Genomic DNA, 11307 nt, shown 5'->3' with positions numbered 1-11307 from the left:
GCTTTACCCGCTGCTGCGCCTAGTACCCACGCAAAGCCGGCGGACGAAACGAAGATAGGTAACATGAAAGCGAATGGCGTTTGCTGACTTTGCATTGCTAGCATCATGACACCGGCAGTGTTGAGCATCACAACACCAATGACGATCGTCATTCTCGTGCCCAGTTTTTCCATACACTTCGGCGCTGTCATGCACGCGATAATGTTAACGACAGCATTCACCCCAAACCAAAAAGTAAACTCATCCATCGATAAGCCATACCTTTCCATCAGCACACCAGGAGCCGAAGTGACATAAGCAAGTATCACTGCCATCGCGAGCATACAAAGTGAGGCATGAAAAACGAACATTGGGTTTTTCAACACTTGAGCATATCGGCTCGGTTTGAATACCGCTTCTGTGGCTTTTCTTGGGTTTGTCTCTTTTTGATATAAAAAGAGAGCAACTCCAACCACTAACGCAAAGATAGCCATGAAAGAGAAATTGGATCGCCAGCCAAACTGCTGTGTTAGCCAGCTACCAAAAATTGGGGCAAGCGCAGGAATAAAACAGATCGCTCCGTTTAGGTAACTGATCATTCTCCCACTTTTTTCTGCCCCAAACAGATCGCGAACAGTTGCAAAAGCAGCTACTGCGGTCGCACATGCGCCCAAGCCTTGTAGTAGCCTTGCTAGTAGCATCCACTCAATGGTTTGTGCGGCCCACGCCAAGCAAGCACTCAAACCGTAGATACTGACACCGACTAATGCAACTGTTCGACGCCCGTGTTTATCTGCTAAGGGGCCAGCAAAGAGTTGCCCCACTCCCATAGCAAACAAAAACCATGTGATTGTGTCCTGAATTCGAGTCGGTTCCACGTGAAACGTTTCCGCCATAAGAGGAAATGCTGGAAGATAGATATCGATCCCCAATGGGCTAAACAGCACTAGCATTGTCAGTAGTGCCATTTGTAATCTTTTAGGCGTATCGAGTTGAGACGTATTCACTGTATATACCGATCATATTATTGAATTGGCGAGAGTGTATCGCATTCATGTTATTCGTCTTAATGGTATATACTCATACCTAATATTCCCAAATGGAAAATCACATTGTCGATTGAAGCGTTAGCCCGCATAGACCTAAACCTATTGGTTTGCCTAAATATCTTAATTGAAGAGCGCAGCGTCACTCGGGCTGCACAAAGATTGTGTCTCAGTCAGTCCGCAGTCAGTAAATCACTATCCAAGCTTCGCGAGCAATTCGAGGACCCTTTATTTGTTCGAACCTCACACGGCTTAAGACCGACAGCAAAAAGCCAATACTTAAAGCCACGCTTGGAAAACCTCATCCATCAACTGGAAAGCATCACACAACCTCTCGATTTCTGTCCGAATACCAGCGAATATCGATTTCATATTGCTGCTGTGGAAAGTGTCTATCCGTTAATTTTACCGCACTTCATGCCTATTGTTTTTCAACAAGGGCCGAATCTCAATATCTCGACACACTCGTGGGACGATCAGACGTTTAAGCGGCTTCAACTGGGCGAATTGGATATTGGTATTACCGGTAAAGATATCGACATTAATGATGCGAAGTTGACGATGCTACCACCTAGCGACATTGCCGAGCTAGAAATCTATCAAGACGTTCAGATGTGTGTAGTACGTAAAGATCACCCCGTATTGACTAGCCCATGGGGTATCGATAACTATCTAGCAATGCGTCATGTTCAAGTCCGCTGTGATGGCAATGATCGATGGCTGCTTGATTATCGTCTTGCTGATCTTGGAAAAGAGCGAGATATTGCCATCACCGTGCCTGACTTTAATAGTGCCGCGAGTTTATGTACTTATACTGATTTTGTCTTTACCGCACCTAGCCACTTTACCTCTCTCATTGCGAAACAACTCGATCTCGTTGAACTGCCTCTGCCTCTTGAATTTCCCGCAATGGCCTATACTCTTTTTTGGCATAAAGACAGAGAAAATGACCCAGCATTGATGTGGTTGACGAATATCATAAAAGAAAAGACTCGTTTACTTAGATAAATTGCACGCTGTGAACGATTGCAGCATTTGCCTAAAAAGAGTAGCTTACTTATCTTTGTTGCCTATTGTGTAACAACCTAAGAATAGCGCTAACAACCTAAGAATTACCGGAACAAACTAGAAAAGTAACCACCTAAAAGTCGTATTGGCTTATGCCGCACAAACTAATAAGGAACATTTTTGATGCTTCAATCTACTTCTGAGCGTGTTCAAGCACTAAGAAACTGGCTCTCCGAACACAACTATGACGCCATCATCATTCCTCATGAGGATGAATATCTTGGGGAATACATCCCTGCTCATAACGAACGATTGCATTGGTTGACCGGTTTTACGGGTTCCGCGGGTTGTGCTGTCATCACCCCGACTAAAGCCGCTATTTTTATTGATGGCCGCTACACGGTTCAAGTGCGCAGCGAAGTACCTGATAGTGTCTTTGAATACCGCCACCTTATCGAAGAGCCTGCGTTAGATTGGATCAGTCAAAACCTCGATGCACAAAGTAACGTAGCTTTCGATCCACGAATGCATACAAGTGCTTGGTTGAGTGCGGCTCAAGATAAGTTGGCTAGCCAATTCTCGCTATCTGCTATTTCAACCAACCCGATAGACGATTTATGGCATGACCGTCCTACCGCGGTTTGTTCAGTAGCGAGATTAATGTCTATTTCACTTGTTGGACAAACAAGCGAAGACAAACGAAAGGCAATGGCAGATAAAATTACCGCGATGGGTGCAGATTGTGCGGTCATTACCGCTTTAGATTCGATTGGTTGGATACTGAACATTCGTGGTTTAGACGTATCGCGTTTGCCTGTTCTACTTTCTCATGTGATTTTATATTCTGATTCTAGCCTCGATTTTTTCTTTGACCAAACTCGACTTCCAGACGAATTCACTTCTCATGTTGGTAACAATGTCAACGTGCGAAAGCCGAGTGAACTTGCCGATGTTTTGGGTTCTATGACGAGTAAGAAGGTCCTCATTGACCCGGCTACCAGCAACGCTTGGTTCACTCTTCAGTTGCAAAACTCAGGGGCTCATATTATCTCTGCATCGGACCCTTGTTTACTTCCTAAAGCGCAAAAGAACAGCGTCGAGATTGCGGGAATGAAAGCGAGCCACATTCGAGATGGTGTGGCTATGGTGAACTTTCTATGTTGGCTAGATAAACAAGTAGAGAAAAGCAATCTACTAAGCGAAGCTGAACTCTCGGACGAACTACAGCGCTTTAGAGAACAAGACCCAACCTTGGCAGATCTAAGCTTTGATACCATATCTGCCGCGGGTGGTAACGCAGCCATGTGTCACTACAACCATGAGAACCAAGCCCAACCTGCAAACCTCACCATGGATTCGCTGTACCTGGTTGACTCAGGTGGTCAATACTCCGATGGCACGACAGATATCACCCGTACCATTGCAATCGGGCAGCCTTCCTCAGAGATGACTAAGCAATTTACTCTGGTACTTAAAGGACATATTGCCATTGCTAGAGCGCGTTTTCCCGTGGGGACTTGTGGTTACCAACTGGATACACTAGCGCGACAACATTTATGGGCAGAGGGTTACGACTATGACCACGGGACGGGTCATGGTGTAGGTCACTTCTTAAGTGTTCATGAGGGGCCACAAAGTATTTCCAAAAGACCGATAAATGTACCCTTAGTAGACGGTATGGTTCTTTCTAATGAACCAGGCTACTATCGTGCAGACGCATTTGGTATCCGTATAGAGAATCTAGAATTGGTCACCAAGATCGAATCTAATGGTGACTTGCCTCTGTTAGGGTTTGAATCTCTCACGCGTTGCCCAATCGACTATCGCAACATTGATACCGACATGTTAACTCGCCCAGAACTCGCCTGGATTAATGAATACCATCAAAAAGTTTGGGATGAATTGAATTCTTTAGTAGAAGGTGACGTTAAAGCTTGGCTTAAGAAAGCAACTCAAACGTTATCTCATGACTAATATCGCTAACATCAACTGTTCTATTTTTAGGTTAATATGATTAAAAATGGCTACGAATTCGTAGCCATTTTTTGTTTCACGTGAAACAACTCAGCGCTTGCAATGTACTTTAACCAGAATAGCCGCTATGCCAATCTTTCCAAACGGGGTCAAAACCTCGACTCCTAATCATAGTGGCAACAGCATTGGCGCTGCGCTCATCACTGATTTCAAACTGCTCTAATTCTATATCCTCCAAAGCATACCCTCCTGGTTGAGTCTTTGACGCTGCTGACATCGTAGTGATCCCCAGAGGAAGTACATTATCTCGAAATATCGCTGATTCGCGTGTAGAAAGAGACAACTCAACTTCAGGATTGAGGATCCGATACGCACAGATTAATTGGACTAACTGTTTATCCGACATAATAGACTTGGGCTGAAGACCCCCTTCACACGGTCGTAAACGTGGAAAAGAGATCGAGTAACGTGTCTGCCAGTAAGTCTTTTCAAGGTAATCTAAATGAGCCGCGACGTAAAAACAGTCTGTACGCCACTCTTCTAAACCGATCAGAGCACCAATACCAATCTTATCAATTCCCGCCTTGGCTAATCGATCTGGGGTCTCGAGTCGAAAGTTAAAATCCGTTTTGTTACCACGTAGATGATGTTGCGCGTAGGTAGATGGGTGATAGGTTTCTTGGTAAACCATGACCGCATCCAAACCCAAACACTTTAGTTCCTGATAATCTTCTTGGGCTAAAGGCTGGACTTCCATAGCCAAGTAACTAAACCGTTCCTTAATCGAGGGTAAAACCTGCCTAAAATAGTTCATTCCGACCTTTGTTTCGTGCTCCCCAGTGACCAGTAGTACACTATCAAATCCCATCTTTTTGATAGCCTGTGTTTCAAGTGAAATTTCGTCGATATCGAGTGTGCGTCGCTTAATTCTGTTCTCCATAGAGAAGCCGCAATAGGTACAAGCATTAGCACACAAGTTTGAGAGATACAGCGGAATATAAAGCCCGATAGTATTGCCAAACCTTTGTCGAGTAAGCATCAAAGATCGTTGTGCCATCTGCTCTAAGTAAGGTTCTGCCGCAGGAGAGATAAGCGCCTTAAAGTCATCTAAATTACACCTTGATTTGCTTAGTGCTCGCTCAACGTCTCGCGATGTCTTGGCATTGATCGACAGAGTAATATCATCCCAATCAAGCTTGCTGAACTCATCTACAAAACTCATCATTAACCCTCTAACTAGAATGTGTCATCTAAAAAAGACGTCAATGGACTAGAGGCAATTGCGTGAGTAGCAACACTTGCTAAACCAGAACAATAAGCCGCTCTGCCCGCTTCCACCGCGTATCGGAAAGCCGTCGCCATAACTTCCGGATGACTTGAAGCAGCAATCGCGGTGTTCACTAGCACGGCATCAGCACCAAGCTCCATTGCAAAAGCAGCATGCGATGGTGCGCCTATTCCAGCATCAACAACAACAGGAACCGTCGCTTGATCGATAATGATTTCTAAAAAGTCTTTACTGGCTATCCCCTTGTTTGAACCAATCGGAGAACCCAGCGGCATAACCGCAGCACAGCCCACCTCTTCTAGTCGTTTACACAGAACAGGGTCAGCATGGCAATAAGGGAGAACAACAAAGCCATCTTTGACAAGCTGTTCTGCTGCAATTAGCGTCTCGATAGGGTCAGGCATTAAATACTTTGGATCCGGATGAATTTCCAATTTCAACCAGTTTGTCCCAATCGCTTCTCGTGCCAGGTGCGCAGCAAAAATGGCATCTTTTGCATTTTTCGCACCTGAGGTATTAGGAAGAAGGTTTACTCCAGCTTCGACTAACGGGTCCAAAATGTCGTCTTGACTCGCGCTAATATCGACACGCTTCAATGCCATTGTAGCTAGCTCAGATCCTGATGCCTTTATCGATTCAACCATCGAGTGTTTATTGGAAAACTTACCTGTTCCGGTAAATAGGCGCGAACTAAAGGTTCTATCGGCGATAACCAACTGGTCATTGGTAAGAATCATAACCTAACCTCCCGCTATGGCTTGAAACAATGAGATTGAATCGTTGTTCTCTAGCAAAGTAGATTTCCACCGATTCCTCGCTACAATCGTATTATTGATTGAAAACACGCAGCCATTATCTGGCAACGCCAGGATTCTAATCACATCCTCAAGCGTTGAACCCTGCTGGATCTGAGTCACCTTGCCATTGATTTCTATATCTACTTTACTCGCTACATCCAATTTGCTCATAAGGTTACCTCTTTAGCTATGACACAATCAGTCGTTCCATTTGGGTTCGTGGATTCTTGTCCACAAACAGTACACGATGTGTCTTTCTCTAGTGTTAAGCTCTGCCAGTGAAAGGTTTTGCCATCGAATAGTTTTAGCTGCTGGGTTGGGCACTCAAACCGGCCTAACGCTAACTTTTGAATGGCCGCGAGTGCTTGTAAATTACCAACAGTGCCAACGACAGGGCCGATGATACCCATATCAGCACAACGTCTAGACTCACTGACATCTTGCTTTGGGTACAAGCATTGGTAACAAGGGGACACGTTGGGAAAATCAAAGACAATAAACTGCCCCTGCCAACCTATTGCTGCGCCAGATATCAAGGGCTTTCCTTGTTGAAAGCACACTTGGTTAATCAAGTGACGACTCTCAAAGCTGTCCGTACAATCAAGAATCACATCTGAAGCAGCCACTTCATTAGAAAGCTGCTCTTCTCCTAGTCGTTCTGTAATTGCACGAATACTGCAATCTGAGTTAAGAGAAAGAAGCTGCCGTTTCATGGCCGATGATTTGTTCGATGCGATATCCCTTTCACGATAAGCCACTTGGCGCTGTAGGTTACTTTTTTCGACCACATCGTCATCAACAATAACGAGTTGACCAACACCCGCACCTACAAGATAGAGTGCCGCTGCACTGCCTAGCCCACCACACCCAAGTAGTAATATTCGTGAGTTTTTTAAATTAAGCTGCCCTTCTTCTAGAAAATCTGGAAGGCAAATCTGACGGTGATAATTGAGAAATTCCCTATCCGTTAGCATTATTAACCTCCACAGCAAGCGTGCTTTCACTAAGGGTATCGACTTGTGTGCGGTCATCAGTAAACTGTCTTGATTGCATCAAGTAAGTAAATGAGTCTATAACGGCTTCAGGGTTGTCAACCTCTGTAATCGCTCGAACGACAGCAAGGCTTGAAACACCGCATTTCCATACGCTGCTCGCGGTATTTTGATCAATACCACCAATGGCCACCGTAGGGTAACCAGTAACACCGCTGGAGTAAGGTATGGTGTCGATGAGTGATTGGTATAGTGACAGGCGTACTAAGCCTTGCGGTTTCGACGGCATTTTTTTTGTCGTGGTTGGAAATATATGACCGAGGGCAATGTAGCTTGGGTTAATCTGAACAATCCGTAGTAGCTCGTAATAACCGTGAGTTGATAACCCCAGTCTCAAGCCGGCCTTAGCGAGTAGATCGAGATTAGACTGTTGGATATCTTCTTGACCTAAATGAACGCCATACGCACCATACTTTATCGCCAGTTTCCAATGATCGTTGATAAACACTTGCGCGCCATAGCGCTCACCAAGTTGAATTGATTCGGCAATTTGTTGCTCTAGATCCAATTGGTGAGGGTCTTTGATTCGAAGCTGTATTGTCTCGATCCCTAGTGGCAACAATCGACTTATCCAACTAACATCATCGACAACGGGGTAAAGCCCTAGACTTTTCTTTTTTACTCCCTCAAACGAGATACTTGCTCCCTCAGAAGCCCACCCCACCGAGACCAGTAATCTAGAATCTTCAATGATCGGGACTGGAAAATCTTGATAATCACTTGGCCATGTTTCACGTGAAACGTCTGAGTTAAGAGCAGCGCGCGCCAAAACAAAGCAATCCTCAGCGGGGAAATCGAGTGCTTTAGCGGTTATAACCCATGCGAGATGCCATTCAAATTCATCGACAGTACGCTGATACTTAATCGCCTTAATCGATCCCTCTTCATCGATGACAGAAGATAGCTGACCATTAAATACAGATAATATAGATTTCAACCGCCATGCGTCGATGAAATTCGACTCGTCGCCAATCCCAATGATTGCCATGTTGTCAGCTTGGTGAAGTGCATCACCGGATTCTCGGACACTAAGGTTTGAGTTATAACGAATAAATAAGTCGGGAATTAATAATTCTGACGGATCTACAAAATCAAGATCCTCAGAATGACGAACAGCCCGAATGTGGAATGGATCTGATTCACCAGACAAAATGAATAACTGAGTTGGGCTCACACCCAACTCAATATGGCGAATTCCAAATCCCTCTTTTTCTGCTATGAGTAAGCAGCGTTGCACTAAACCTGTCAGTTCAATGTACTGAGATGGGATAAGAACTTTCAATGGCTAGCCCTCTAATTCAGGCTGAACTTCGCCTACTGCTGGATGATACAGTTCCGATCCAGTGGCCAAAAACTCTTGAGATTTACGGCGCATTCCTTCTAGTGGGTCATCCAACATCTTAATCTCAATGGCTTGGTCTGCGGCGACTTGCTTTGAATCTTTAGCGTATTCACGGACTTCTTGAGAGATCTTCATTGAGCAGAACTTAGGGCCACACATAGAACAGAAGTGAGCGACCTTTCCAGATTCTTGAGGCAAGGTTTCGTCATGAAATGACTTCGCTGTATCCGGGTCAAGAGAGAGATTAAACTGATCTTCCCAACGGAATTCAAACCTTGCTTTAGACAATGCGTTATCACGAATTTGAGAGCCGGGGTGACCTTTTGCTAAATCTGCAGCATGAGCGGCCAACTTATACGTAATCAACCCTGTCTTTACATCTTCTTTATTAGGCAGCCCAAGGTGTTCCTTTGGTGTGACGTAACACAGCATTGCGCAGCCATACCAGCCAATCATCGCAGCACCAATACCTGACGTAATATGATCGTAACCCGGTGCTATATCGGTCGTCAGTGGTCCCAATGTATAGAAAGGCGCCTCATGGCAATGCTTAAGCTGTTCATCCATATTCTCTTTGATCATATGCATTGGAACATGCCCAGGACCTTCAATGATGACTTGAACGTCATATTCCCAAGCTACTTTGGTTAGCTCGCCCAGAGTACGTAATTCCGCAAACTGCGCTTCATCGTTAGCGTCTGCAATCGAACCTGGACGTAATCCGTCGCCAAGCGATAGAGAGACATCATACTTAGCACAGATCTCACAGATTTCTCGGAAGTGCGTATAAAGGAAGCTTTCCTGATGATGCGCCAAACACCACTTAGCGATGATTGAGCCCCCTCGAGAAACGATGCCTGTGACCCGCTTTGCTGTCATCGGGACATAACGCAACAGCAAACCAGCATGAATAGTAAAGTAATCGACACCTTGCTCTGCTTGCTCTATCAATGTATCTCGCATGACTTCCCAGTTAAGGTCCTCTGCGACACCATTCACTTTTTCGAGCGCTTGATACATTGGAACTGTCCCTATAGGAACCGGACTATTACGAAGAATCCACTCACGAGTTTCGTGAATATTACGACCAGTAGAAAGGTCCATCACAGTATCCCCGCCCCAACGAGTCGACCAAACCAATTTTTCTACTTCTTCTTCAATAGATGAACTCACTGATGAGTTACCAATATTCGCGTTCACTTTAACCAAAAAGTTACGCCCAATAATCATTGGCTCCGCTTCTGGGTGGTTAATATTTGAAGGGATGATCGCTCGTCCTTCTGCGACTTCCTTTCTAACAAATTCTGGTGTTATCTCTTTTGGTAAGTTGGCACCGAAGTTATGTCCAGGATGCTGATGGTTCAATTGCTCATCAGCAAACTTCTGGCGGCCCATGTTTTCACGAATGGCAATGTACTCCATCTCTGGAGTGATTATCCCCTTACGAGCGTAATGGAGCTGTGTGACACAACAACCATCTTTAGCCTTACGTATTGCCGGAAGGTTACCATAACGAAGATCATCGAGTGTATCGTCTTCTAATCGCTCTTTTGAATAGACAGAGCTTACACCGTCCAATAACTCAGTATCGTTCCGTTCTAGTATCCAATCAGTACGAAGTTTTGGTAGTCCTTGGTACAAATCGATATCGTGTGTCGGATCGGTGTAAACACCTGACGTATCGTAAACATGAATAGGTTCATTAGGTTCAAAGATAGGTTCGTCTTTGCTTCCGCCAACCAGGCTGTCAGCGAGTGTAATCTCTCGCATTGGAACTCGAATATCACTTCGTGAACCTTCGATATACACTTTGTTAGAATTTGGATATGGTTGGACGGAGAGCGTGTTGATAAAGTTTTGCGCTTCCAATCTATTTTGTTTACGGCTCGACATAGCATTCTTCCTTTAATAATGGATATAAATGCTTGACGGAAAAGATGCTACAAGAGGAACTGCCACTAAAATTAGAGACAGTTGAAGGATATAAAACGAGAATAGATCTAGTTTGGTATCTTTCTCTTGTTCCCTTCGCAGGTATTAGCCTGATCAGGTTCAACGGATCCCGAGTTAACGGTCTCAGCCTTTTGGCACTCCGACAAGTAGAAAGCATTATAAGTAATCAGATTGTTGAAACCAAGTTAATCCGATTAAATTTTAGCTAATCGTCATTAAAACTAACTTTTTATGATTAATTGAAACCCTACCCAAGCGGCGGTTACGCTCAAAGCAACATTAAGTAGCATATTGAGGCCAGCTTTGAAAAATGCCCCCTGTTGCATTAAAAAAACATTATCCATTGAAAAGGTTGAGAAGGTGGTTAAGGCACCTAAAAAGCCAAGACCTATAATTTGACGCCATGGCTCGGTTGGCAAGCTTCCATTTTCAAACGCAGCAACTAACACGCCCATTGCTAACGAACCAATGACGTTTACAGTTAATGTCCCATAAGGGAATCCACGTCCAAATAAAGTCGCGCAAAATTCACTTACTAGATAACGTGAACAGGCACCAAAGGCTCCGCCCAACGCTATAAATCCTAAAATAGAAAATTGACCCATAAATCCCCCACAATAAATATCGGACTATTGTAATCAATTAGGATCAATTTACGAATTGAAATCCTTAAATCGGACTATTCATATTAAGTTAGATTTAAAAGGTTACAGGAGTCACTTCTATAGATACCAGAGTAGAAGACAAGAAAGATATAATATTTCTCTAGGGGTATAAAATGGCAAAGATTGAGAGATCTGAACTCGAATATATGCAGCTTTATACTCGGAATATAAATGTCTAAAAAAAGGCTCTAGCATTTCTGCTA

10 protein-coding genes and 1 riboswitch are annotated in these 11307 nt (G+C 44.3%); of the genes, 2 read left to right on the top strand and 8 right to left on the bottom strand.

Features of this window, described 5'->3' with window-relative positions; translation table 11 throughout:
• The coding region (locus ACP45E_RS03475) for a multidrug effflux MFS transporter (protein WP_069584699.1) at window positions 1–947 on the bottom strand (947 nt) is incomplete at its 3' end.
• A 144-nt stretch (window positions 948–1091) separates the two neighbouring features.
• On the opposite strand from ACP45E_RS03475, the gene ACP45E_RS03470 reads away from it, so the two are divergent.
• Both ACP45E_RS03470 and ACP45E_RS03465 read left to right on the top strand, forming a co-directional pair.
• Window positions 1092–2033: a LysR substrate-binding domain-containing protein gene (locus ACP45E_RS03470; RefSeq protein ID WP_017034637.1), complete on the top strand. Its 942-nt coding sequence runs from the start codon at window positions 1092–1094 to the stop codon at window positions 2031–2033.
• Between the two features lie 183 nt (window positions 2034–2216).
• A complete protein-coding gene (locus ACP45E_RS03465) occupies window positions 2217–4007 on the top strand; it encodes an aminopeptidase P family protein (protein WP_017038204.1) in 1791 nt (596 codons plus the stop codon).
• A 109-nt stretch (window positions 4008–4116) separates the two neighbouring features.
• On the opposite strand, the gene thiH is transcribed toward ACP45E_RS03465, so the two are convergent.
• From thiH to crcB, 7 genes are all read right to left on the bottom strand, one after another.
• Window positions 4117–5229, bottom strand: a complete 1113-nt coding sequence (thiH, locus tag ACP45E_RS03460; RefSeq protein ID WP_026026654.1) for a 2-iminoacetate synthase ThiH — start codon at window positions 5227–5229, stop codon at window positions 4117–4119.
• Window positions 5230–5243: 14 nt separating this feature from the next.
• Window positions 5244–6032: a thiazole synthase gene (locus ACP45E_RS03455; RefSeq protein WP_017034640.1), complete on the bottom strand. Its 789-nt coding sequence runs from the start codon at window positions 6030–6032 to the stop codon at window positions 5244–5246.
• Window positions 6033–6035: 3 nt separating this feature from the next.
• Window positions 6036–6263 (bottom strand): sulfur carrier protein ThiS, encoded by a 228-nt coding sequence (gene thiS / locus ACP45E_RS03450; protein WP_017034641.1) that lies wholly within the window; start codon window positions 6261–6263, stop codon window positions 6036–6038.
• Complete coding sequence (locus ACP45E_RS03445; protein WP_017038206.1) at window positions 6260–7066, bottom strand: HesA/MoeB/ThiF family protein; 807 nt, start codon at window positions 7064–7066, stop codon at window positions 6260–6262. Before ACP45E_RS03445 ends, thiS begins: the two co-directional genes overlap by 4 nt.
• The gene (locus ACP45E_RS03440) at window positions 7053–8426 is read right to left on the bottom strand and encodes a thiamine phosphate synthase (protein WP_017034643.1); all 1374 of its coding nucleotides are present in this window, start codon (window positions 8424–8426) and stop codon (window positions 7053–7055) included. The genes ACP45E_RS03445 and ACP45E_RS03440 overlap by 14 nt, the downstream gene beginning before the upstream one ends.
• Before the next feature lie 3 nt (window positions 8427–8429).
• Entirely contained in the window at window positions 8430–10379 is a 1950-nt protein-coding gene (gene thiC / locus ACP45E_RS03435) for a phosphomethylpyrimidine synthase ThiC (protein WP_017038207.1), read from the bottom strand.
• A 113-nt stretch (window positions 10380–10492) separates the two neighbouring features.
• Window positions 10493–10591: riboswitch (TPP riboswitch) on the bottom strand.
• Window positions 10592–10660: 69 nt separating this feature from the next.
• Window positions 10661–11044 (bottom strand): fluoride efflux transporter CrcB, encoded by a 384-nt coding sequence (crcB, locus tag ACP45E_RS03430; RefSeq protein WP_017034646.1) that lies wholly within the window; start codon window positions 11042–11044, stop codon window positions 10661–10663.
• Window positions 11045–11307: the final 263 nt, after the last annotated feature.

Source organism: Vibrio genomosp. F10 str. 9ZD137 (assembly GCF_049974785.1).
Classification (GTDB): Bacteria; Pseudomonadota; Gammaproteobacteria; order Enterobacterales; family Vibrionaceae; genus Vibrio.
Note: the sequence above shows the minus strand (reverse complement) of the source record. Positions and strands in the feature narration are given on the sequence as shown.